Origin of the sequence: [Clostridium] scindens ATCC 35704 (assembly GCF_004295125.1) — a bacterium.
Lineage (GTDB): Bacteria > Bacillota > Clostridia > Lachnospirales > Lachnospiraceae > Clostridium_AP > Clostridium_AP scindens.
In genome coordinates, this window is record NZ_CP036170.1 from 3,566,249 (window position 1) to 3,591,844 (window position 25,596).

The 25,596-nt window shown below is 39.1% G+C and carries 24 protein-coding genes; 1 reads left to right on the forward strand and 23 read right to left on the reverse strand.

Going from position 1 to position 25,596, the window contains the following annotated elements:
- Positions 1-23 precede the first annotated feature (23 nt).
- The 9 genes from HDCHBGLK_RS18270 to HDCHBGLK_RS18310 all read right to left on the reverse strand — a co-directional run bounded on the left by HDCHBGLK_RS18270 (position 24) and on the right by HDCHBGLK_RS18310 (position 14,079).
- On the reverse strand, positions 24-1,070 hold the full coding sequence (locus HDCHBGLK_RS18270) for a glycosyltransferase family 2 protein (protein WP_004605467.1): 1,047 nt from the start codon (positions 1,068-1,070) through the stop codon (positions 24-26).
- Entirely contained in the window at positions 1,070-1,951 is an 882-nt protein-coding gene (locus HDCHBGLK_RS18275; RefSeq protein ID WP_004605466.1) for a LicD family protein, read from the reverse strand. Before HDCHBGLK_RS18275 ends, HDCHBGLK_RS18270 begins: the two co-directional genes overlap by 1 nt.
- 9 nt (positions 1,952-1,960) lie before the next feature.
- Positions 1,961-3,010, reverse strand: coding sequence for an NAD-dependent epimerase/dehydratase family protein (locus HDCHBGLK_RS18280; RefSeq protein WP_004605465.1), 1,050 nt, complete (start codon positions 3,008-3,010; stop codon positions 1,961-1,963).
- Between the two features lie 133 nt (positions 3,011-3,143).
- Positions 3,144-3,572, reverse strand: a complete 429-nt coding sequence (tnpA, locus tag HDCHBGLK_RS18285; protein ID WP_004605464.1) for an IS200/IS605 family transposase — start codon at positions 3,570-3,572, stop codon at positions 3,144-3,146.
- 130 nt (positions 3,573-3,702) lie between these two features.
- Entirely contained in the window at positions 3,703-4,413 is a 711-nt protein-coding gene (locus tag HDCHBGLK_RS18290) for an IspD/TarI family cytidylyltransferase (RefSeq protein WP_039909344.1), read from the reverse strand.
- 173 nt (positions 4,414-4,586) lie between these two features.
- On the reverse strand, positions 4,587-9,884 hold the full coding sequence (locus tag HDCHBGLK_RS18295; protein WP_161567394.1) for a GBS Bsp-like repeat-containing protein: 5,298 nt from the start codon (positions 9,882-9,884) through the stop codon (positions 4,587-4,589).
- Between the two features lie 77 nt (positions 9,885-9,961).
- Complete coding sequence (locus HDCHBGLK_RS18300; RefSeq protein ID WP_004605461.1) at positions 9,962-10,867, reverse strand: nucleotidyltransferase family protein; 906 nt, start codon at positions 10,865-10,867, stop codon at positions 9,962-9,964.
- Between the two features lie 117 nt (positions 10,868-10,984).
- Complete coding sequence (locus HDCHBGLK_RS18305; RefSeq protein WP_004605460.1) at positions 10,985-12,817, reverse strand: sulfatase-like hydrolase/transferase; 1,833 nt, start codon at positions 12,815-12,817, stop codon at positions 10,985-10,987.
- 293 nt (positions 12,818-13,110) lie between these two features.
- Entirely contained in the window at positions 13,111-14,079 is a 969-nt protein-coding gene (locus HDCHBGLK_RS18310) for a hypothetical protein (protein ID WP_004605459.1), read from the reverse strand.
- 793 nt (positions 14,080-14,872) lie between these two features.
- Here HDCHBGLK_RS18310 and HDCHBGLK_RS18315 point away from each other — a divergent pair.
- A complete protein-coding gene (locus HDCHBGLK_RS18315) occupies positions 14,873-15,211 on the forward strand; it encodes a sporulation initiation factor Spo0A C-terminal domain-containing protein (RefSeq protein WP_004605458.1) in 339 nt (112 codons plus the stop codon).
- 51 nt (positions 15,212-15,262) lie between these two features.
- Here the strand turns inward: HDCHBGLK_RS18315 and HDCHBGLK_RS18320 are convergent, their stop codons facing one another.
- The 14 genes from HDCHBGLK_RS18320 to HDCHBGLK_RS18380 form a co-directional block, all read right to left on the reverse strand.
- Positions 15,263-15,646, reverse strand: coding sequence for a DUF2085 domain-containing protein (locus HDCHBGLK_RS18320; RefSeq protein ID WP_082210523.1), 384 nt, complete (start codon positions 15,644-15,646; stop codon positions 15,263-15,265).
- The gene (locus HDCHBGLK_RS18325; protein WP_004605456.1) at positions 15,619-15,849 is read right to left on the reverse strand and encodes a hypothetical protein; all 231 of its coding nucleotides are present in this window, start codon (positions 15,847-15,849) and stop codon (positions 15,619-15,621) included. The genes HDCHBGLK_RS18320 and HDCHBGLK_RS18325 overlap by 28 nt, the downstream gene beginning before the upstream one ends.
- Positions 15,850-16,406: 557 nt before the next feature.
- Positions 16,407-16,613 carry an H-type lectin domain-containing protein gene (locus tag HDCHBGLK_RS18330; RefSeq protein WP_161567395.1) on the reverse strand — a complete coding sequence of 69 codons (207 nt, stop codon included), beginning with the start codon at positions 16,611-16,613 and terminating at the stop codon, positions 16,407-16,409.
- Positions 16,614-16,789: 176 nt separating this feature from the next.
- Positions 16,790-17,878: a tyrosine-type recombinase/integrase gene (locus HDCHBGLK_RS18335; protein ID WP_233440711.1), complete on the reverse strand. Its 1,089-nt coding sequence runs from the start codon at positions 17,876-17,878 to the stop codon at positions 16,790-16,792.
- 251 nt (positions 17,879-18,129) lie between these two features.
- Positions 18,130-19,017: a hypothetical protein gene (locus HDCHBGLK_RS18340; protein ID WP_004605451.1), complete on the reverse strand. Its 888-nt coding sequence runs from the start codon at positions 19,015-19,017 to the stop codon at positions 18,130-18,132.
- Position 19,018: 1 nt separating this feature from the next.
- Positions 19,019-20,008 carry a hypothetical protein gene (locus HDCHBGLK_RS18345; protein ID WP_004605450.1) on the reverse strand — a complete coding sequence of 330 codons (990 nt, stop codon included), beginning with the start codon at positions 20,006-20,008 and terminating at the stop codon, positions 19,019-19,021.
- A complete protein-coding gene (locus HDCHBGLK_RS18350; protein WP_004605449.1) occupies positions 19,999-20,811 on the reverse strand; it encodes a hypothetical protein in 813 nt (270 codons plus the stop codon). Before HDCHBGLK_RS18350 ends, HDCHBGLK_RS18345 begins: the two co-directional genes overlap by 10 nt.
- A complete protein-coding gene (locus HDCHBGLK_RS18355; protein ID WP_130574632.1) occupies positions 20,808-22,907 on the reverse strand; it encodes a phage tail protein in 2,100 nt (699 codons plus the stop codon). The genes HDCHBGLK_RS18350 and HDCHBGLK_RS18355 overlap by 4 nt, the downstream gene beginning before the upstream one ends.
- 52 nt (positions 22,908-22,959) lie before the next feature.
- Positions 22,960-23,136: a hypothetical protein gene (locus HDCHBGLK_RS19110; RefSeq protein WP_004605446.1), complete on the reverse strand. Its 177-nt coding sequence runs from the start codon at positions 23,134-23,136 to the stop codon at positions 22,960-22,962.
- On the reverse strand, positions 23,133-23,699 hold the full coding sequence (locus HDCHBGLK_RS18360) for a bacteriophage Gp15 family protein (RefSeq protein ID WP_004605445.1): 567 nt from the start codon (positions 23,697-23,699) through the stop codon (positions 23,133-23,135). The genes HDCHBGLK_RS19110 and HDCHBGLK_RS18360 overlap by 4 nt, the downstream gene beginning before the upstream one ends.
- A gap of 5 nt (positions 23,700-23,704) precedes the next feature.
- The gene (locus HDCHBGLK_RS18365) at positions 23,705-24,091 is read right to left on the reverse strand and encodes a DUF6673 family protein (protein ID WP_004605444.1); all 387 of its coding nucleotides are present in this window, start codon (positions 24,089-24,091) and stop codon (positions 23,705-23,707) included.
- 22 nt (positions 24,092-24,113) lie between these two features.
- Positions 24,114-24,623, reverse strand: a complete 510-nt coding sequence (locus HDCHBGLK_RS18370) for a hypothetical protein (RefSeq protein ID WP_004605443.1) — start codon at positions 24,621-24,623, stop codon at positions 24,114-24,116.
- A 68-nt stretch (positions 24,624-24,691) separates the two neighbouring features.
- Complete coding sequence (locus tag HDCHBGLK_RS18375; protein ID WP_004605442.1) at positions 24,692-25,117, reverse strand: hypothetical protein; 426 nt, start codon at positions 25,115-25,117, stop codon at positions 24,692-24,694.
- An 89-nt stretch (positions 25,118-25,206) separates the two neighbouring features.
- Complete coding sequence (locus tag HDCHBGLK_RS18380; protein ID WP_004605441.1) at positions 25,207-25,437, reverse strand: hypothetical protein; 231 nt, start codon at positions 25,435-25,437, stop codon at positions 25,207-25,209.
- Positions 25,438-25,596: the final 159 nt, after the last annotated feature.

Sequence of the window (25,596 nt, forward strand, 5' to 3'; positions counted from 1 at the left end):
TAACACAACCAACTATATCTTTGTTATGCTTTTCCTCTACTAAATTTTTCTTGTAACCTTAGCAATATTGCAACAAAAGTTGAAAAAGGATAAATCATTCTTATTCTGTATGCAATTACAAACAATTTAACCGCAACTCTATGCTGATAAGGTAATTTATCCAAACATCGCAACTTTATAAAAGGATTCCTATTAATATCAGGAAAATATTTATGAATAATATAATAACAATACTTGCAAATTTCTTTTCTGATTTGTTGATTACAGTTTTTATACATATTAGTTACCAATCCCGTAAGTATCTTAACTGTACAAAATTCTAACATATCCAAAACTATTTTATCGTTAGTATTTTCCTTTACTTTTTTAATCGCACTTTCAATTCCCTTATAGGGCACCTTAGGTCTTTTTTTCCCTTTCCGTACATTTCCCATAACAGAATCTTGATAAACACGATAATAATAGCCAATTTTATTAATTATAACAGTCCTAGATGATAATAAATCTATCATCATACAATACGGGCCATCTTCTAACTGCTCTCCAGCACTAAATCTAAACCCATACTTTTTAACAAAAGATGTCTTACAAAGTCTGGCACAGGGAGAATACTGAAATACATGATTGTATCCAGGCCTAAACTCTACATTCCAGTCTTCTGTATATCTTTTAAGTGTGATTTCACCTGTATCCGTATCAAACTTCTGATAGGCACATACAGAAATATCAGCATCTTCTTTTTCTGAAGCATTATAGAGTTCTTCCAAATACCAATCAGCCACTTTATCGTCAGCGTCTATAAATGCTATGTATTTTCCTCTCACGTATTCGAGTGCATTATTTCTTGCTGCAGATTGACCTTGATTCTTTTGATAAAAGATTCTTATTTTATCTGGATTTTTATCACGATATCCTTCAACAATTTCCTGAGTCCTATCTTGTGACCCATCGTTAATTACTATTATTTCAAAGGACTGCATAGATTGAGACAAGATAGATTCTATGGTTTCACTAATATATTTTTCAGCATTGTATGCCGGAATGATAATAGAGATATTAATAGTACTCATTAATTTATCTCTCCTCTCTTATTATTGTATATACCAAAGTCCAACCTATAAGGAGGATGATTATGTCTTTTATCCTTCGGCGGTAATTCCATATAGTTACCATACCTATTTTTTAAATATTCCTCAATATTGCTTGGAAACCTGACTTCCAGTCCTGCATATTGCATTTTTTTAGTTGGACATATATCGGAAACCGAAATAATACTGGTGTAAGGAGTAGGATCAAAAAAATAAGCCACATTCTTTGTTTTATACTTACTATATTTTAAGATAATCTTTTTAGCTCTTTTATAAAAGACATTAGGAGTTATATTTAACATCATGAAAATATTATGAATTACTTTACTAACCAAAAGAATAATCTTTTTTTCCCATCCTCCGAAATATAATACCGGTTCATCGACAGCACATAAGACCATCAACTTTCCCCAAAACCAAGCACGCGCTCCTTGTATTCGCATTTTTATTTTATTATTAGATATATTATCGAAACAGTATATATCCAGAAAGATTCCCATTTTACATGGTAATTTTCTAAAACACTCCTCCCTAAATTCTGTTCCTTTCAGCATTAATCTCGTCGACATCAGGGGATAATTGCAATCTGTTTCTGCATTTAGAATTTCATACTTATCCCCCATTTTCTTCTTTGCTATTTTTATAAATCTATCAAAATCCTTTCTTAATAACCCAATATCAATATCATCATCCCAAGGAATAAAACCGCCATGCCTAACTGCACCTATGCTTGTCCCTCCAACGCCAAAATAATCTATATTATATTCTTCACATAGATTACAAAAATCTTTTAATATCTCTAATTCCAATTCTTGTAAATGTTTTAAAACTTCTGGAGCATAATCTTTATAAATTTCTGCCATTTTATTCTCCTAATCTTTATTTTTTAATATATCAAGTGTTAGTCGAATACCCTCTTCAAGTGTATATTTAGGTTTCCAACCCAATCTTAATAATTTGCTTGTATCTAAAGATGAATTTGTAATTTTGGTATATCCACTTTTTTCAATTACATTAGGTAACTCTATGCGCAATCCAACGTTGGCTTGTTCGGCAATCTTTTTCGCAAACGTAATTATTGTTGTATATTTTTCATATCCCCCTATATTATAAGCCTCTCCATTCTCCCCAAAAACAATAACGTAAAAAATCGCTAGAATAGCATCCAAAGCAAAACAATATGACCGTTTTTGCTTCCCGCTACTTTTCATTACTATATCTTCGTTTTTTAATGCTGCTTTAAAAAATTGAATATCCGCTCTGGTATTATCTTCTTGAAAAAAGGGGCCGAAAATGTGGCCAGGTCTTACAATTACAGAATTAACGTTGTATTCTTTTAAATAGGATACACATAAGGTTTCCGCTAATCTCTTACTTTCGGGGTAGCAAGACCTTACTTTTAAAGGATTTACTATCCCATACACATCTTCTATTTTCATGTTATCACTATCTATATATTCACCATATACTTCGGAAGATGATATAAAAAGGACTCTTTCTACTGAGTTTTCTTTAGCATATTCTAAAATATTTATCATTCCTGTTATATTTGTCTTTATCGTTTCTACCGGATATAAAACATATGATTCGGGATGCGCATTAGACGCTGCATTAATTATAAAATCAAATCGATATTTTTTTGGCAACGCATCACATATATCTTGAATTAATACATGAACATATGTCAATTTAATTATATCTCCAAATCTTTTCTTAACTTTATTTGCATCGCGACATAAGATATAAATATTTATACCTAATTTTCTTTCTTTTTCCAACTCAATTAAACAATCAACTAAAGTTGACCCAATTAAACCCGTAGCACCAGTAACTAATATATTTTTTCCCCTAAATTTTTCCCATGGGAAATTTGTTGATAACACTTTTTTAATCTCTTCTTTGTAAATAGTACTATTCCACATTCATTTTTCTCTTTTCGCCTTTAAAATTTAGTTACAACCACCACTTCAAGTGGTGGTTTAGCCTTAGCCCTCCAAAGGGCTATTGTTACTGCTCGCCCCGAAGGGCGGTATCGCAAGCACTTTTACTGGTCCGCTATAAAGCGGCACCTCTTGAATCTTCTTTTCTTGAATCCTCTGCTTGCTCTTTAATATACTTCTGTACTGCTTCGTCTGTAATATTACCAATTGTTTCTACGTAATACCCTCTTGCCCAAAATGCCTTATCCCACTTACTTTGTAATTCGGGATGCCTATCATATAGCATTAATGTACTTTTTCCTTTCAAATATCCCATGAAATCTGATATACTGATTTTAGGTGGAATCGCTACACTTAAATGTACATGATCATCGCATACTGCTCCTGCTACTATTTCCACATTTTTATAGCGGCATAAGATGCTAAGTATTTCTCGTACATCAACTTTCAATTTCCCATATAACACTTTCTTGCGATACTTAGGTATAAAAACTACATGGTACTGGCATTTCCATCTTGTGTGTGATAAACTCTTATTGTCCATAAGGACCACCTCCTATGTTTGAGTTTGGCTTGCGATACCATTCTCATTGTATCATAGGAGGTTTTTTATTGATATCATACACGCTTCTGCTTACTCCATTCTCCCCAGCATAGCTGGGGGATTAGGATTTTCATTTAATCCATTCATCATTATTTGCACTTAACAATGCCTTGAAAATTTCAATATCTTCAACTGTTGTAATTTTCAAATTCTTTTCAGATCCTAAAGAAAAATATGATTTTATACCAAATTTTTCAAAAAGGGAGCAGGATGCTGCAGTATTTGAAATCCCTATTTGTTTTGCATCCTTATGAACATTCAAAATATCTTTCAATTTATAAGTATGAGGCGTCTGCGTCCTTAACAAATTCTCTCTTGGTATAGATGTATTAGATGCTTCCCTTCCTTCACTAATAAATACAACTTCTGTACATGGTATTGCCGCAACAGCACATCCATGCTCTTGGTATGTTACTAAACTATCCGTAATAATATCCTGAGAAACCAGTGGACGATTGCCATCATGTATCATAACAACATCCTGTTCATCATAATATTTTTCTATTTCTTTTAACCCATTGTATATAGACTCTTGGCCCGTACTTCCTCCCTCTACAACATGTTTTAATTTTGTAATATTAAACTGTTTAGCATACGCCCATAATACTTCCGTCCACCCTTTTAAAATAACCACTTCAATCACATCAATATTCGGATGTTTCTGAAATGCTTCTAAAGTATAAATAATAATTGGCTTATTATTCACATGTATAAACTGTTTAGGTAAATCTTGATGTGTCCTTGTGCCGCTTCCTGCAGCAGTTAAAAGTGCAATATTCATAACAACCTCCATACTATTAACATATTGTTGAGTATACCATTATTTATATATTTTTTCAATCACAACCACCGCTCCCCTCTGTTTTTCACTCCTTACTTGCAAAGGTAATTTTTACTTGATTCTATAACCCCAAAATAAAATCGATCCATCTAATATGGATCGATTTTATCATATTATAAACTTTTTAATTTTTGAATTCCACTCATTATATTATATCCATAACGTTCTGATGTGGCCCATCCATTCCCCTGAGGATTTTCTTTCTGCCCCAACCACTGTACGTATGGAGCACAGTTTCGCTTTACGAGATGAAATCTAGGATCAACACAAGAATTTGTTAGTGCCCCTGAAGAGCCATATGCTTTCAAATGTTGTATTTGTGCTCTAATTCCCGTTCGTACATCTGGAAATGTAGCACAATTTCCAGTAGAATTACCATCCAAGGCACCAATGCCTGCAAAATTAAATTGTTCAATTTTTACAATTCCACCATATTTTAGCCAACCCGTTTCTAGCATAGTTTGCGCAAATGCAACCTCTGCCCTCACTCCTTCGGCATTTGCCTCTTCAAGATACAATTTGCAAAACGACTCCAGTGTAGGTGCTCCTCCCTTTCCTAATTCGTTTCCAGGATAATTTACACCACTCGATTTATAGTATTTCATCATTTGGTCCACTGTTGTTGTTGTTGTTCCCATGATGGTATATAACTCAGGGGCTTTAACAAGTTGTGTCGTTGTCCCCGCCAATGTCATAATTCCATTACCAGTAGTAATATACGCATGTATTTGGTATATTCCTGAATGCAAGTTATGGTACATAGGATCTACAGTAATCTTATATGTACCATCATTTTGCTTTACTGCTTTATACCATTTAATATCGCTCTGGTTACTACTACACCAAACCGGAACTTCAATTTTATTTATTCCAGAAGGCGAAACTATATTATTCAATATAACATCAAAACTACCTAGGGAAGCATCATAGTTAGCAACATACAAATTCAATGATGGAATTGTAATCTCAAATTTTGCTGTTCCTACATACTTCAATGTACCATTTGATAAAGTTATGTAAGCATCTCCTTCATACTCCCCTGTTGTTCTATGCCTGCTGATCGGCACGGTCGCCCTGTATGCCCCGGACGAGTCCCTGCTCGCCTGGTACCACACCAGATCATCCTGGCCTCCCTTCAGGCTCCACACGGCAAACTCCACCTTCCTCACGTCCCCGTAAAGACCCAGGTTCGTCGCCTTTAACTCGTAATTCGTCTCCGTTCCTGCCGCATCCGTCGCTGTGACCTCCGATTTCGGCGCCTCTATCTCCGTCGATGTCGTATTGGCGCACAGACTGATGCCATTCCCGCCTGTCAAATAGGTATGCACATTGTAGGTGCCAGTCTCAAATCCATGATTCGCTATGCTAACAGCCACCTCATAACTTCCATCAGGCCTCTTTGCAGCATCATACCATTTCAGGTCGTTCTGCCCGTTCGCCGCTCCCCAGACTGCCACCTGCAGCCTATTCACTCCCGATGGCGATTCCGGCTTGGCCAGACTCACGGTGAAGGTGCCTCCGTCCACATCCTTTTCTGACACCTCTACCTTTGAGATGCCTGGCTCCGTCACCTTGAAAGATGCCTTGCCCACATACTTCAATCCCCCATTTCCAAGGGTTATGTATGCGTCCGCCTCGTACTCCCCTGCCGTTCTATGCCTGCTGATCGGCACGGTCGCCCTGTATGCCCCGGACGAGTCCCTGCTCGCCTGGTACCACGCCAGATCATCCTGGCCTCCCTTCAGGCTCCACACGGCAAACTCCACCTTCCTCACGTCCCCGTAAAGACCCAGGTTCGTCGCCTTCAGCTCGTAATTCGTCTCCGTTCCTGCCGCATCCTTCGCTGTGACCTCTGATTTCGGCGCCTCTATCTCCGTCGATGTCGTATTGGCGCACAGACTGATGCCATTCCCGCCTGTCAAATAGGTATGCACATTGTAGGTGCCAGTCTCAAATCCATGATTCGCTATGCTAACAGCCACCTCATAACTTCCATCAGGCCTCTTTGCAGCATCATACCATTTCAGGTCGTTCTGCCCGTTCGCCGCTCCCCAGACTGCCACCTGCAGCCTATTCACTCCCGATGGCGATTCCGGCTTGGCCAGACTCACGGTGAAGGTGCCTCCGTCCACATCCTTTTCTGACACCTCTACCTTTGAGATGCCTGGCTCCGTCACCTTGAAAGATGCCTTGCCCACATACTTCAATCCCCCATTTCCAAGGGTTATGTATGCGTCCGCCTCGTACTCCCCTGCCGTTCTATGCCTGCTGATCGGCACGGTCGCCCTGTATGCCCCGGACGAGTCCCTGCTCGCCTGGTACCACGCCAGATCATCCTGGCCTCCCTTCAGGCTCCACACGGCAAACTCCACCTTCCTCACGTCCCCGTAAAGACCCAGGTTCGTCGCCTTCAGCTCGTAATTCGTCTCCGTTCCTGCCGCATCCTTCGCTGTGACCTCTGATTTCGGCGCCTCTATCTCCGTCGATGTCGTATTGGCGCACAGACTGATGCCATTCCCGCCTGTCAAATAGGTATGCACATTGTAGGTGCCAGTCTCAAATCCATGATTCGCTATGCTAACAGCCACCTCATAACTTCCATCAGGCCTCTTTGCAGCATCATACCATTTCAGGTCGTTCTGCCCGTTCGCCGCTCCCCAGACTGCCACCTGCAGCCTATTCACTCCCGATGGCGATTCCGGCTTGGCCAGACTCACGGTGAAGGTGCCTCCGTCCACATCCTTTTCTGACACCTCTACCCTTGAGATGCCTGGCTCCGTCACCTTGAAAGATGCCTTGCCCACGTACTTCAATCCCCCATTTCCAAGGGTTATGTATGCGTCCGCCTCGTACTCCCCTGCCGTTCTATGCCTGCTGATCGGCACGGTCGCCCTGTATGCCCCGGACGAGTCCCTGCTCGCCTGGTACCACGCCAGATCATCCTGGCCTCCCTTCAGGCTCCACACGGCAAACTCCACCTTCCTCACGTCCCCGTAAAGGCCCAGGTTCGTCGCCTTCAGCTCGTAATTCGTCTCCGTTCCTGCCGCATCCTTCGCTGTGACCTCCGATTTCGGCGCTATTACAGCAAATGTGGTTGCTTGCCCGAAACTTTTATTTCCAAATGCATCCGTTAAATACGCATGTATATTATACTCACCACTATTATATTTATGATTCGCTATATTAACATCAACGCTATATGTTCCATCCGCCTGTTTTATTGCTGTATACCACTTAATATCGCTTTGATTACTCGAACACCATATAGGAACATCAACCTTATTTATCCCCACATCTGTATTATTTAGTCTAATTATTACTCTAAAACTTCCCTCATTTTGATTATAATCTTTAACTTTTAACTCCCCAACATTGGCTTTTTGTACCTCAAACGATGTGTTACCAAAATTAAAAAAGTAGCCATCTTCCATTTCTAAATAAGCATGCACAGAATAGTTGCCATAGGTCTTATGGTTATTTAAATCAATCGTAGCCAGCCATGTGTCATTCCCTACATCTTTTCCCATATACCATTTTAAATCATTTTGTCCACCTTCATTACTCCAAACTGCAAATTGAACGGATTTGACTCCCGTAGGCATATTAGAAAAAACAACTTTAGATTGATATTGGGCCGGATTAGTTCCGTTTTTTTCAACAGAAATGTTAGCACTGGTTTTACTCATCACCGCACTAGTTCTTCCTAATTGTTCCATTGTCCCATTTCTATATGTAACGTAAAGATCCGCAATATAAGTTCCTACTTGATCATTATGATTACTTATCGCTACATCAACTGTATAGCTCCCATCATTTTGTAAAGTAGCCGTATACCATTTTAAATCATCTTGTCCATCCGTTTGACACCACACCGGTACCTCTACTTTTGTTGTATTAGTAGATGAACCCACCCCTGTTATCTTTACTTTAAAAGTACCAGAAAAATCATTCTTATTAACTATCCTTATCTCCGGATTCTTGGATAAACCAAAATAATTAGCAATTCCTATTGCATCTGCAATACCTAATTGTTTTAAAAAACTTTCTTGTTTCAATTTTGCGGCATCACTCGGATTAGAAATAAAAGCATGTTCAACAATAATACCGGGAAATCCATTTGTTTTACTATCCTTAATAACACTATAATAATCTGCTAAAGACCCATCTGGATACTTTGTGCCGTTTTCAGAATTTCTTATCTTTATTCCTCGATTAGTTAGTCCTAATCCCACTAATTCTTTTAAAATCTCGTTTGCTAAATCTTTCCCTTGAGCATGAATATTAGCGTTATAACTACTATTAGGATACCAAACCTCTACTCCATTAGCGCCTGCACTTGCCGAATTAATGTGAATACTTACAAACACATCAGCTCCCCACCGCTTTGCCATCTGAACTCTTTCAGATAATCCAACATCTGAATCATTATTTCTTGTCATATATACTTTTAGTCCACTATACTCTTCTAATTCTTGTTTACAATATTGTGCTATTTTTAATGTAAGATTCTTTTCTACTAACCCGTTGGCTGCAGCTCCGCCATCACTTCCTCCATGGCCAGGATCTAATACAACCACTTTCTCTTTTACTGCAGTTCTTGAAGTCTTCAAATTCCTTGACTTATCATTAACCGACTCACCACTACTCTCTGCAATAGCCTCTTGCGTTGCATCTAATGCCTCTTCAATATCAGTCTGAGCTGCAATTACTTTATTAGCATCTACATCTACAACCGAAACATCTATATCATTTGAATTTATATCCCCATTTTCATATCCAGGATAGAATTCATTTACTCCAAATTTGGCCTCAATACCAATTGCTTTTAAATCAATTATTTGTTCTATTCCATTTATAAAATAAGCAAAACTATCTAGTTCGTATGTGCCAGAATCTTTTTTTTCTAAAGGTATTGTAAATAGATACAATTCTTTTTCTTGCCTTGTTAAATTTAGTTCTAAATCGCTGCCATCATTTTTCTTACAAACTAATCTTACCTTTGATATATTCTCATTCCCATTTCCAAAAGAAACAACGACATTCTGCTCATTCGGTGTTTCTAGAAAAGGCTTATCAACACTCACATAATTTATAAGTACTTGTGTTTCATCATTTGTCTGTATTTCAATATTTTGACTATCTTGTTCTGGTATCTCTTCTGTTACATTATCTGCCTCTTCGTTAGAAGCATTATATTGTTCATTTTCCACTTTTTGTTGTACGCTTGAATTGTCAGTTTGTTCATTATCTGCCTCTTGTTGATTTTCAATTATTGTATTTGACTCGTTATTGCCTTCTGTACTATTTAAAGAATCATAATCCGAAGCATTAACATTCTCCAACGACATTGTTGAGCAAAGCATAACTATTATAAGTATATACGCAAGTCTATTTTTTAACTTTCTCCCCATTCTATTTATCCTTTCTACCATTTCTCTACGTTCCAATCTTCGATAGGAATTTAACTTTCTAAATAATTAAGCATTTTTTAATATTTTCCTGAATTAATAAGATTCTTAATGGCCTGTACGACCATCGCCTTGTCTTCTTTATATGTTACGCCAAACCACTCGTCATTTGATTGAAGTACTTTTACTTCCACTTCATCATCTATTAACAATTTACCTATAATTATAGGTAACAAAAATTCTGCTTTTAAATCGTCTTCCTGTAGTCCTTTAAGAAAATCTCTAAATCCATACTCTAGTATTCCAAATATCTCTGGTGTAAAACCCCACATATTCATGGATACTTCTGCTTCCATATCTATTTCTTCTTCAATGTTTTCAGTTCTAACTATAGCCTTGTTTCCTTTTTTCATAATATTATGTGTTTCCACAATTTCAGTAAGCATTCCCATTCCATCAACTCTACAAATTCCACGTGTTACTCCTCCGTTTTCGCTTAAAGTATTTTTTAAAACAAATCCGACCATGCAAACGGAAATTCTGTTTTTTGAGAAATTGTCGCTGTTCATTAAATATTTAAATGCTTTAATATATGCCTCCTTGCCATAATAATCATCTGCATTAATAACAAGGAATGGCTCTTGCACAACATCTTTACAGCAAAGAATTGCCTGTCCTGTTCCCCAAGGTTTTTTTCTATGGGGAAACTTGTATTGATATTTCTTAGGAATATCTTCAACCTGTTGAAAAACATATTCTACAGGAATTTGTTTCTGAACTCTATTTCCTATTTTCTCTTTAAAGTCTTTTTCTAAATCCTTTCTAATTACGAATACCACTTTATCAAAACCTGCACTTATAGCATCCTTTATTGAATAATCTACAATAAGTTCACCATTTGGTCCCACTGGTTCTAATTGTTTTATTCCTTCTCCAAAACGGCTGCCTATTCCTGCTGCCATAACAACTAATGTCGCTCTACTCATATTGCTCTCCTTTAACTTTCATTTAGTCATATCAAAAAATAATACTAAAATTGTAACATAATTTTTTTTTACTGTCGAGATATGCATTAATTATAATCCTATTACTTTAAACACTATTTAATTAATATCAAAAGTATCTTCACTTAAAATAAATTGCTTTCCATCCTCATCAATTATATACGCATGAATATAATATTTGCCAGTTTTATAACCCAAAGCCGATACGTCAATATCTACGTGATAATTTCCATCTTCTTTTAGTTCCATTTGTTTCCATTTCAAATCACTTTGATCCTTTTTAGCCCAGACAGCTATGTTTGCAACTTTTATATTTTTATTCACATTTGATATATTAAATAATTTTACTGGTATTGTACTAGATTCACTTTGATATTCTCCCACCTGAATATCTGCTATTGGTATGCCATCTCCCTTTATATGTAAATCTTCTTTATTTTCATCTAACTCAGCTAATTTTTCCATAAGTTTAGATTTCTTATTAAGTTCAGATTTTATTATGTCTATATCTAATCTTTCTGTTAAAGTTTGCTTGTTTGAAAAAAGATTTGTTCCTAATCCTAATCTATCACCTTCAATTTTAATACCTAATGCAGCCAAAGTCGTTGGAAAATTATCAAAAGTTGTATATTTTCTCTGTGTCTTATTTTTTAGTTCTGTTGCCGAATTAATATAAGTTGTATATACTCTCCTCACATAATCATCATTAATTTTCACACAGAAATCCTTGTCCATGGTAGGATGATCCCCCACCAATACAATCGTTGTATTTTTATAAAATTCTTGTTGTTGAATCCACTCTAAAAGTTCATTTATCTGACTACTAGAGCATGCCATTACATTAGCATATTGATTATCTTCAAATAAATTTGGACACTTTTCACAAGGGTAACCATCTTCAAAATGAGTATCCACTGTTAGTAAAGTCAAGTTAAATGGATTCTCCTGGTCAGCTAATTCTAATAATTCTTTCTTTGCAAAGTCAAACAATTTTTGGTCTTCATATCCCCACCACACCTTATAATTATCCGGAATTAAGTCCAAATCTAAAACATAATTATAATCAAAAATTTTATAATTACCATGATTGGTAAAATAAAGTTCTCTTCCGCCGAATGTTGCATCCGAACCAATCATTAAGGTTTGATTATAGCCTCCACGTTCCAGTATATCGCCTAATACTATTGCATTTGGGAAAAAGGCATCTTGGGTATCCATACTATTTGCATCTATCGATATGTTAAGAGGTATACCTGACGTATTAGCAAACATTGCCCCCATCGTCCATGTAGTTCCTGGCATTGCAATGCCTCCCTCTAGTTTATCATCCTCTCCTGAAAAATCTTCATTTTCCTGCGCTAACTTAGTTAACTCGGGTATAACATTTCTCTCAAAAGCCCCACCATTGTCTTTATCTGCATAAGTTATCTCCATGGACTCTAAAAAAATATATATCAGATTCCTTTTCTCTCCGGGAAATGTAATTTCAACATCTGCAGGATTCACATAATAATCATCTATAAACGTTGAATATGTACCTTGGGCTTTAACATAATTTCCAGCATCTAGTTCATCCCACGCATTATAGACAAAAAATGTTGCGGTTAAAAAAGAAAGAACAAGTTCTATACCCATAATTACAAAATATTTTTTCTGCTTCCGATATGCAATAAAAAGTATAACAACAAATATAAGCACTAATACAGTTGGAACAATACAAAAATCAAGATATTCTTTAATCATTCCTTCGTTAGTACCTTCCAACGGCGCTGTAATATGATATACTAATTCATCCATAGTAAGATTACTCCATGTATCAAACATCCATTTAATGCTAAAGCATATAACCGTCGTCAAAACCATTAAACTAATAGTTAATACTGTTCCTATTATGCAACCAATCTTTTTTAATACAAGTTTATAATCTTTCATATTTACTTAATACTCCTACATTTTTTATTTCTTCATCTTATCAATAAAATAATCTTAATCACTACTCAAAATAATCTAACCATACAACTCCTTTTTATTAAACCTAGAAGTATTATACTGAACATTATCTAAACCTTACTATCATTTTGAATGCAAAAACCAATATAATCCATTTCACTAAACATAATATTGAAATATTATAAAAAGTCATATCATATTGTTTCTTCACTTACTTTTATATTTTTTATCTTTATATTACATTGCGTTGTCCGAGAGGTTATTAGTAGAAATTATCAAATAGAATCTAGAAAGTCACCTAATTTTTCACTAAATTCATTTCCCAATTCCCCTGACATATGGCCTTCATAATCTAAGTATCTATAGATACTCTTATTAAAATTGTTAAGTTCAATAAAATTAAAATCATAATAGGAAACATGATACTTTACCATCATTTCCTTGTAATATTCATGTGCTTTTTCAAAAGTTCGGGGATACAGTTCTAATGTTTCCTGTGGAACCGGCGTTGTAATTACAACTAATTCAATTCCTTTTTCTTTACAGAAATCCACTAATTTTAAAAAATATTCTTTTTCAACTTCTAATATCTGTTCTTGATTCCATAAAATAATATTTGAACTTCCTTTATCTGATTCGGGATCTGATTCTTGATACATATAACCTTCCTCACTATACCGCTGTACATTCGAATTTAGAGGTGATACTTCATAATTTTTATATGACTCGCTTAATTTCAATTTCACCGTATTTTCAAACTCTGATATCTTGTTCCTATAATAAAACCAAGGCGCTAATGCAACCCTGGCATCCATACTTTTAATTTTCTGGTTGAAATATTCTATTTTAACTTCTGAGAGTGGAAACTCCTTATAAATATATACTGAATTTGCCCCATCATTCTGTTTTGTAGACCAGTAGGATGGATCTAATTCATAAATAATTCTTTTGGGTTTATGAAACCTGCACGCTTCTTTTACCAAAAAATAAGAATCTATTATATGCTCATCGGGCATGCAGATATTCGTGCTTTTCCTTCCCGTTTCCTGATCTACAATTTCCGGATTAATAGCGCTAAGGCCATGCGACGTGCCTACAAAGATATCATCATAATTCTGTGTCGTAATCCTATGAACATTTACTCTGGCAATATTATACTGTAGCAATCCAAAATTCAATAATCCTGTTAATACACAACATACAACTATAAATCCCAAAGTTTTTATAATCTTATATCTCCACATGATTCTCCCCTTTATTACATTTTCATGGTAACCTTATCTATAAGTTTAATCTTTTTTTCAAAACATATATGCCTGTTATAAACATTCAACCAAATCAAACCTCTTAATTTCTTGACGTTTCTCTTATTATACCCATGGTTTTAAATGAATTCAACAATTCTGTGTAGTTTATTTAACCCAAGGAAAACTGATATTCCCAATTCACCATTAATCCGTACCAAATCCTCATTCACTTAAGCAAAATAAAACACCATCTATAAACGAATCTTACATATCCTTCGTTTATAAATAGTGTTTTAACATTACTTTATTATCAATTGAGCAAACTGTTTTTTGCTTCCAGCAGCAATACTGATGCATCAGCATTTTGAGTGCTTATTGTAGCCTTTGCATTTGCCAAGTTGCCATATTCCTGCACACTTCTCTTACATCATAAAATGCTTCATCAAAATCATTTAGATAGTTTGAAACTTCTAAAATTAAAGTTTAAATTCTGTATCCACATTATTTAGTCTAGGTTGGAACAATAACCCGATAAGTCATTCACAAATTAAGCGCGGTGATTCTTTTCTTGCATAATATTAAAAATAAAGAACCATTCATAACCGCCATTTTATAACCTACGTTTATAAATAGTCCTCCATTTATAACCAAACCCTACATATTCTAATACATTCTTTTTCAATTTAATATCGAATAATACATAATTTTGTCGAATTTCTTCTATTTTTTTCCATTTATTAAGATTTATGTTTACAATATCTCAATCTAATACTTTTTAGGAGGAGATTTTATGGATAAAATCAAACAATTAATTTTACGTCTCGGCATACGTTCTACTTACAAAGGATTCCTTTATCTTGCCTATGCTCTCACTCTTTGTATACAAGATGAAAGTTATCTTTTATCTATATATACTCGTTTATACGCTGATGTAGGAAAACATTACAACGTTAGTAAAGATAACGTTGAGCACTGTCTGCGTACAGTCGTATCTACATGCTGGGATAAAGGAGACCGAAAATTTTTAATCAAAATATCCGGCTATAATATGACTCAAAAACCAACAAACGGTGAATTTATTGACATATTATACCATTATTTAACACTTCACGAAAATATATCTTTATAATTTATAATACAACTGTAATGGTGGAACGATGCGCATCTTCCTTGTATAGTGCTATCGTTCCATCTTTAGTTTTTCTTCATTTTTAAGAATTAATACATTTTTTAAAATTCCCACTAAAATGGAGTAAAAACCAAAACCTCCTAAAAATCCTGTTATCAAACGCCTAAAATTTGTTGATTCTTTAATCCGACTCTCCTGAAGCCCCCAATCACTTCCCATAACCGCCAAACATAAAAATGCTTTCTTAAACGATATATCTTTAAATATTCCTATAATCAAAGCCACACTTTGACCAATAAACACTCCAGTGCATCTTGCACACACTGGAAATTGCTTGCCTTTATAAAAAAAACTTCGTTCTGGCATTTGATGACAACCGGAATGATTTCCGATCATTCTAATCGTTTCTAAAACTGATTGCCGCAATCCTGACATACATTTATCACCTTAGTTTCCGAAGTCGTCTTGCTTTTTCCTTTTCCCATGCCACACAAGCCACATAAAAAGCCAAATGGTCCTGCAATCAAAGTTCCTAAGCATGCCTTAATCCAGCCGAATCCTTTCGTCTTCCCCTCAGTTGTTTGTTCCGTAACAGCATGGCTTGCTACGTTATTGCTTCCGCATTTTGGACAAATCATTTTTCTTCCTCTCTTTCCCCTATGTATTTAACGTTTAATTATTCATTTTCTTCATCATTATAAGCAAATATACTCTATTAGTCAATATAAATATACTCTATTAGCATTTTTATATTTACTTTTTATAGACAATCCTATTTTTTATGATTTAAAAACTTTTGTAAACATCTAAATATATAGCCAAATCACGGATTACACTGAAAACCTGAATTAAATAGAAAATTAGAAAGTAGTTTTAAAAGCATTGAGATATTGGCACACGCTGTAACAAGCGGTACATTTCCAATCAAAGATATCACACAGTTTAAAACAATGTATCTAGCATTTTTTTATTCTGGCACCTACTTTCTTACCGAACTCAACCCACATATTATGCTGTTTAATGATTCTTTTATCGGTAAAAACCTTGAATTTGGGAGAGTAGGAACAAATACAGGTTATAGTATTGGTGGAAGCGTACGGTTTGCATCTACTACATCGTTTGTTATGGGTAACTGGACTGTAAATGGCTGGACGTTTAGCAGTTGGATGCTGATAGGAATCAAATAAACTATAGATTAATTTCCGATAGCAATCCAATCCACGGTATATTGTGTGCTTCCAATATCACCATTAGGTGATTGGACACTTATAATAAAACCACTCGTTGTAACTTTATATGTTCCAACAGTTATCCAAGGATCACGGGACTCGCTTCCTTTTCTAACCGAGCCTATTACAATAGGTGGATTAGAAAATGCCTTTTTAAATACTATATCCTGCATTCGTATATATCCGTTTGCATTTGGTGGCGTTGCCATTCCACATTCAATTCTATATGGTAATTTTCTAATTAATTCAGTATCCCTCCTTGAAACTTGTTATTATTTACGTCTATAAAAGCGTACAACAAAAACACCCGATCCCCGCCGGATGTAAAAATGCCCTTATTCCCCTCTTGCTATGCGCTTAAATACTTCTGATGATGATACTTGACGCCTTCCTGGTCCACCGTGCAGTAGCCCATCGTCGTCTCCGGCTTCGCATGGCCCGCCATGACCATGGCCTCCTGCAGCGGCATCCCCCGGTTCAGGGCGTTGGTCAGGGACGTCCTGCGGAACCGGTGCGGGTGGGCCTTCTCGACCCCCGCCCGCTGGCCCGTCCGCCGGATGATGTCCTCGATCCCCGTCTTTGACAGTCGGCTATGCGGCCTCCTGATGGATACAATCAGCGCCGGGCTCCCATCCGTCCGGCTGTCCAGATACTCCTTCATGTACAGGTTCGTCCTGTCGTTCAGGTAGACACGCCTCTCCTTGCTCCCCTTCCCGAATACGATCAGGTCCTTGCTGGTGAAGCGGATGTCGTCGCGGTTCAGGGTCACCAGTTCCGAGACCCTCACCGCCGTGCTGTAGAAGAACTCCATCATCGCCTTGTCCCGGAGCGTGCTGCAGTTCCGCAGCAGCATCTCCCTCTCCTCGTCCGTGTAGGGCTTGCGGATCTTCTGCTCCACCTTGATCGCCTCCACCAGGGCCATGGGATTCCTCCGGATCCGGTCCCTGTCCCGCAGCCATGCGAAGAAGCTGCTGTAGACCGCCCGGACGTTCTTGAGCGTCTGGTTGGACACCTGGCGGATCGCCTTGTAGGCCCGCATGTACCCGGAGATGTCCCCCTCCGTAATGTCCCGGACTGCCTTGTTCACATAGGACAGCAGCCTCTGCAGCTCGTAACGGTACCTATCCACCGTCCCGGGGGACTTTCCCTCCAGGGCCTTCGACATCAGGTATTCCTCCAGGTCTATGGCCCAGCTCCTGTCGGGAACCCTCAGTTCCCGCTTCTCCTGCGAGATCTCGCACCCCTCGAACACCACCTGAAGGACCGTCTTAAGGTCTCTCAGGCATGCCTCGTCCAGAATGGCCTGCATCCTCCGCAGCACCTCCATAATCTTCTGCTCCATCATTCCAACTCCTTTTTGCTTTCCATTGTAGCAAATAATGCGGGCTATTCCTGAACTAAATAGAAAATTAGCCGCTCCTAAAACATTACAATCCACAAAGATTGTTAGTGGTATCGGATACGATTACGCTATTTTATCTACATTAGGAGATATAAAAACAATGTTTGGCAATGATACACTTACGACTAATGATATATCAGTTAGTGCAATGAATGGAAACTGGAATTATCGCCAAATACGTGTTGCAGGGACGGCGTGGCAAGAAAATACCCTTCTTATATTCTTTGCCAGCAATCTTAACCAGAACCAACAGGTATATATAAACATTATGCTCTCAGTAAGTTGACCTATATCTCGACTTTGGGGATGTCATTAAGAGGAAATAAATCCGATGTTATATAGGCGCCGGATGCTACATAACTTTGATTTTCATTATGGTTTCCATCACTAACGAAATTAGTATTGCCCGCAGGCCCTATGCTCACATAAAAAGATCCTGTAATGGTCGCTCCAATTATCCGATCGCCCGGCAAAGTTATATCAATTGCTGGGCGATATCCCTCCGGTATCTTTCCTTGATTGCTGTAACTATGTCCTGCTATTACACCTGAAAGCACTTTATTATGTTTAAATGTAACAATATTTCCATTTCTGATAAGTGTCCAGCCATTAACAGATGAATTTTGGGCGTTTTGATCTAAAAACACTAATTTTCTATTTAATTCACCAACTTCATCCTTCACCTTCCCCAAATTCGGCAGCACTTCAAACAGCGGTTCCACCGCTTCCACATTCAGTCCATTCAGTTTCACCCGATACAGCGGATACTGCCTGAGCGTCTCTCCTTCATACACATTTCCTGCGGTATAATCCGGGTCTTTTGCCACATCTCCTGGTACTCCCTGGATATAATGGAGTTTCATGTTCTCAATGGCTCCATTTGCTTCAATCTGCGCAACTACCAGATCATTCCGCAACTGATTCTGCGTGCCATTATTAATCGTAATGTCCTCATATTCCCCAAACGGAATGCGTCCGACTGCTCCTCCTACTACCAGTGCTCCGTCATATATACGAAGCAGGTTATTGGAGATCAAAGTTGCTTTTAACTTCTGTCCTACATTTACGACTCCATCCATACCGATAACTGCTTCCCATATGGCTCTGTCGTCTGCTGCGTTAATGTGTGCTTCCGCCTGAGGCGGCGTTTCAATTGTAATTCCTTTTAATCCCATATTATTCACCAACCTTATATTCTATAGTTTTATTGTTAACATCGAGTTTCAATATTTTGCCTGTTACAGGCTGTTTCATGTACAATCCGGTGATTCTCTCGCGGCCGCCCACGATATCTCCGACTGCCACTTCGATATCCTGGATTGTCATACTTAATTCCTTATAGTTTCCTGCATCTTTCAGTTTTTCCGTACCGTCTTCAATCATCTTTGCCCGGTCGGATTGGCTTGTTGCCTCATACACTGCCGCCCTTTCGTCTGCTCCGAAGAAGGACTGCTTTTCGCTGACATTTCCTTCTTCATCCGCATACAGATGGACTGTGATTAATTTTTCTTCCTTATCCTTACCATAGCAGACCAGATGATTGGTCCCCATCTGATAATCCCGTGTGGTAAAATGCACTTTATTGTCATTGCTATATTCTATATTTTCTGAATAATCCACGATGGGCACCGCCCGGATCACTACGCATCCGGAAAACTTCTGCTGTTCATAGACAAGTTCCAGTTTTGCTCCTGCGGACTTCAGCATCCCGGTCAATCCTTCCAGGCCATCTACGTAGCCATCCATCTCATAGCCTTGTATCTGGATGCCGCTGTCAACATCATCTACCTGCATCAGGCCGTCAAACCATCCTTCTGTCAGGACTGCCAGAATTTCATTGGCTTCTCCGGATATGGTTAGTTTTTCCTGCCCATTTTCCGGGCAAATGATTTTCTGCTGCAGCAGGCCTCTCCAGGTGTAGCCTCTTAAGAATACGGAGTCTTCATAAGTCGAGGTCTCTTTATCTTCGATCAGGCCTCCGTATTCGGTGCCTGGCAGGTAGATCCGATCCCCCAGCTGATATCCTAGATTCATATATTCGGAAAGCGCCATCTGGAGTTCAAAATCATTGGTATCTCCCAGATCAATGTCCAACTGTGCAGATTCCGTCAGAAATCCTTTTTCCTGCCCTCTGCTGTTGGCAATAATCATATCTTTTATGCACATCTTGGCTGGCTCCTTTCCTGGAACAGGATAATGTCAAATCCAAAATCCCCGTTCCATTTTACCCGGCTCATGCCCTGTGGAATTCTGGCAAAGATATTCTGTTCTTTCTCTCTGCTGTTAAATGCATTTTCCCTGCTGCCGTCTGTCTTCGTAAGTATGATTGTTCCCTGGGAACTATCTATTGTCACGTACTCTCCTGCCTCGATCTTCATATTCACCTGATATAACTGGTCTCCTATGAAAACCGCTGGGCTTATGGCAGGTCCGAATATCACCATGCGGAAATCCGTTTCCGTATAATGTTCATTTAGTATTGTCATATCTGACAGACCGTTAGAGTAGCGGTATGGATAACGCAGTGGATATCTCTTGTTATCCCTTGACATGGTATCTGTCGGCTCATAATGCATCTCTTTTTCCTCTATCCAATAAGGATAGTCCGTGGTCACCGCAAGTTCTGTCACCGCAAGCACATCCGACTCCCACTCCGTCTTTTTGGACTCAGTAATGTAACATTTTAGATACTGCTGGTTGAAGTACAGCTTTCCTGGCACGCCGGCCAGTATGTCTTTCTCAAATATCTCTGTCACCAAGTCCAGTGCTCTGTGATATTCCGCTTTTGACGCAAATATCTCAAAGGTAACACTTTTCTCATGGATCTCCTTTTCAAACCCGGTAATCTGGTTTGCTGTTGACAGGGCGTTCCACTTATAATCCAGCAGATCTCCCGCCAGCAAATGATAGGGCCCGCTCTTTAGATCCACCACCTCGCCAAAATGATTCTTATAATACACATTCATCATACTGTCACTGGCACTCCTTTCTTTAATGCTCTGTTTACCTGACGTCCATTCAGGAATACAGGCCTGTCTGTTCTTTCATTGTTGATCTTTCTCTGCCGGCGTTCGAACTCATCAAAGTCGAATCCCTGCATTGCGCTGCCGCCGGACAGGATGGAATTCTGATAGGAGATTCCTCCTCCAAAGGTGGACATAGCCACGCTTGCCTGGCCTTCCAGCGTCTTTAGAGCCTGCCCCAGTCCTTTCTTCATCTCTCCCAAAGGAACATTGGATTCAAATCCGATTCCCATGCCCAGTGCCATCATTTTTCCTACTTCGTCACGGAAAACGCGGGATGGGGAATGGATGCCAAGTTTATCTTTGACCCAGTTCAGAGCATCTTCTGCCGCTTTTGACGCCGCATCTGCCAGCATCTTCGCTGCTTTGCCAATGCCATTTTTTATACCTTCGATGATGTCGTGTCCTACCGCTCCCCAGTCAACGCTGCTGAAGGAAGATTTAATTGAATCAATAATCTGCGGTATCGCGTCAATAATCTTCGGTATTGCCTCTACCAGGCCAAGCGCCAGCTGGCCGATCAGTTCTATACCTGTCAGGATTATCTGAGGTATCATCGTCAATAATCCCGTCAGCAGGCTCTGAATTATGCCCGGAGCCATTGCAATCAATATTGGTATTGCGTTAATCAGTCCTTGCGCCAATCCCATAAGTAAAGTTAGGCCCGAACTGATCAACTGCGGGATATTATCAAGCAGTCCTTGGATCAATGTTAGTATCAATGTAATCGCTGTCGGTACCAGCATAGGGAGTTGTGCCGCAATTCCTTCAATCAGCCCGGATAGTATACTGAATCCTCCTGCCAAAAGTGCTGGAAGATTGGCTGTTATAGCCAACATCAGACTATTAAGAAGTAGTGCTCCTTCTTCCATCAATGCGGGTAATGCTTCCACAATTCCATTGCACAGATTGGTAATAATCTCAGGGCCTTTTGTCATCATCATCTCCAGCAATCCATCTATCTCATCACCATATGCCTGGTGCAACAGGCCTAAACCAGCGACAACCAGTCCGATACCTGCGCCTATCCCCATGAATTTGAGAAATCCTAGTCCGAAACTAGCTGCCTTTTTAAGTACGTCATCAAAGGATTCTCCAACCATTGACCCCCATGTACCCATATAGGATCCGAATTCTCCTAATTTCCCTGAAGCAGTCTGGAACTTTTCTCCGATTTTTGTCCCTACTTCTCCTGCCTTTTCTCCAATTTTTGCTCCTACTTCTCCTACCTTTTCCCCTGCTTTTTTTAAAGGCTCGGAAAGTACGTCTTTCAGCTTCCCACCAGTTTCAGACCATACGTCCTTCATTTTTCCGGATATTTCCTTCATTTTATTGACCACTTCTTCTGTGGGAAGTTTAGATAATAGATTTTTTCCCATATCACTGAACTTTGTCATGATTGTGGAAACACTGTCGGAAATAGGTCCTACTAATTTTGCTCCCGTCTTAGACCATATTTCGCCGATTTTCCCGGACATTTCTTTTAATTTTTCCATGATTTTTTCGGTTGGTATCTTTTCAATCAATTTTTTCCCAAGTTCTCCAACCTTTGTCACAATCTTTGTCACGGTGCCTCCTACGAAAGATATAATCTTTTCTCCCATAGATAGGGCTGTAGAGACGATTTTTTTAGCCAAATTTGCCAATTTAGGAATCATATCCTCGATCGGAATAATCAGTGCCGAAGCAAAATTTGAAAAACTCTCTTTTAAAGGACCTATCTTGCTTCCAATACCCGAAAAAATTTCCGGCACTTTTGACATTCCCTGCCCTAATTTTCCAACTGTTTCCACTGCCTTTCCGATGCCGCCTGTCACCAGCCCTACCGCGCCTTTAACACTATCATACGCTGTGATTACCTCTAGAATATTCGGCATTACGCCTGCCATGTCTGAACTGAGCGTATCAAATGATACTCCGGTTTTTGACAATGACTCTGCCAATTGGGCAAATATGGTATTTGCGTTTGTTACAATCTTTCCCATATTATCCACTATGCCGGTAATGTCATCTAACGCTTTGTTTGTCTTTTCTTCTGCCATGTTATCATCCTTTCTTGATTAACACGGCTCACTGGCTCACATATGTCTTCTTCTAATTTTTTATTCTGATTTCTACCTCTCTTCCGCACTTCTTGCATCGGATATACACTCCGCTGCACTGTGCGGTGTTGTCATATATCAATAGTTTCTGCCCGCATTCTTGATTGGGGCAGCGGTACCATTTCCGCACAACCGGAATCTTCAGCACCTTTTCAATCTGCTTTGTCATGAGAATAATTCTCCTATCTCATAATCGGATACGTTGCCCTGTTTTCTGTGGAGCGCGACCCGTTTCTTGATTTCTTTTACCCGCTTTCTTTCTTCCTTGTCTTTAATCGAATTCAGATCTGCTTTGCGGTACATCATTCTTTGCTTGATCTCCGCCTGCTCCGGCAGGCCTTCGAATAGAATCAGGAATTTCCACCAGTGCATGTACCTCACCCGTTCAAGGTCAATGCCATAGTACTCCAGGAAAGCAGCGAAGATGCAGCCGGCATCTTCGGTGTATGAAAACACCGGCTCGCTTTCGCTTTTTGAGGAATCAGTCTTCTTTGGCTCAGGGTAAAGCACATTGCCTGCCAGGAACTCTCCTAGTTTATATATTGCTTCTTCCGTATCTTCCGGACAGTCGATATACCACTGCAATAAGAGTTCTGCCTTCTTTCTGCCGGGAACTCCCTCGTCATCCAGAAGTTCTACCAGTTTGATCCATTCCCGGAAATCTGTCACAATGCGGCACCGCTTGCCTCTGACTTCCACATAGTCAGGAAACCTTTCATATAAAGGGTTCATAGGAATCACCTGTTATGATGCTGCCCTTTCTGGCCGCCTTGCCTCTGCTGCGTATTACGGTTCGCATTTACATAATATTTGCTATAGTTTTGATCCATCCGTCTGCCTTCCTGTTCTCCAAACCTGGAAAATGATTCTGCTGACTGGATCGCCAGTTCCAGGCTGACTCTTCCTTCATACATCTTTTCACTGGTTTCCGGGCCAAATATATGGTCAAAGAACTGGGCAAAACAGTCTACCTGCGCGCGGATAATGTCGCTTTTCTTTCCCACCTTTGGGGTTTCCTTGCTCTGGATGACCAACTGCTCCTGGGCTTCCTCCAGGGCGTCCATGAAGTCCGCATCTGTAAAGTCAATCTCTTGTTCAAATGTTCCGAATTTCCACAAACTCATCTAACTGATTCCTCTCTTTCTCTTAGGCTTCTGCCGGGATCTCACCCTCTACGAATGTGCATGTCTGCCATTTATCTGTCGTTGTGCAGTATCCTTTTACGATTTCAGATACAGCCTTAAAGTTTCCGCTGTAGATCAGGGCATCCGTGCCGTCTCCTGTCGTATCAGGAACTACGCTGTATGTACGCTTTCTGGCCGGATATTTGCCTCCTGCCTTTTCCTCGAATACATCCACGCTTACGATCTCTACCTGCGCGTCTACACCCAGAAGCTCGTCGTCTGTAATATTGGCGATCTTTTCATGTACTGCATTGTTGGTATAGCGGTCAAATGCATACTCGATTCCGGTAGCATAACCGACTACGTCAGTCCTCTCCGTTGCCTCATCGATATACTGGCGTGCGTATTCCTTTGCCTCTTTGCCCTCGATCAATGAGGTGAATCCGGTAATCCTGTCATAAGTTCCTTCTGTTCCTACCTTCATAAAGGCCAGTCTCTTGTGTCTTCCTACTAATTTCTGATTGTTTGTCATAATTCTCTCTCCTTCTACTTTTAAAATATTTTTGCTGTCTTTCGGCTGTCCGCCATTTTTACATACGCCTATCTGTTGTCAAGATAGACCATCCTGCATTCCATCAGATACTTCACGTATCCGGCTTCCCTGGAATCCAGGTATCCGCTTTTTACCGTGTCGATTCTGACCGGCGTGACTCCTTCCATTTCCGGAAGGCTTCCATCCAGGCTCTGCTTCTCGAGCCATTCCTCCAGATACTGGCAGTTCCCGATGCCGTCAACCGTACGGCTTGCGTCTTCTGTATCCAACGCTTTCATAGTTACGGTAAACCAGTACTGTTTCAGTACCTTTCCATCCGCATACTTCTTATAAACTGGCTCTCCTTTTGCCGTATTAACGGAATAGCCTTCTCCATCGGGAAGATAATCCTTATGGATAACGCTTCCGCTAAACACCGGACAGGTCGTCAGATATTCCCGTATGCTTTCCAAAATCGTCTTTTCCTGCGCCAACTCACCACCTCCGTATCATGCTTTTTACTTTTGGCAATATTGCTAATTGACTCTCCAGTTACATAATGCTATATTGTTTTTATCGAACATCAGTTCTGATCAGGTGATGGGTCATATCTTGTAAACAGCCATCGGAAGTTGTACTTTTTAAACAGGGTCTTGTGGATCTTATATGCATCCTCATAATAGAATCCCTTTTTGGTAGAACCGTTCACGATGCTGCTGACCGTCTGATATTGACAGTCCAGAAGTTTTCCCATCTGCAGAAATGTAACTTTTTCTGTTTTCATTGCCTCAAGCAGATTTTGATAAACCAGCATTTTTTACTCCTTTCCAAGATTATTCAAATTCGTAATTCCGAATTTGTTAACCTGATTATATTCTTTATTTCGTATTATGTCAATACGATAAATTTTGATTTCCGTATTTATTCGGTTTTCCGAATTTTATCATTTACAAAATATGTTCAAGAGTATATA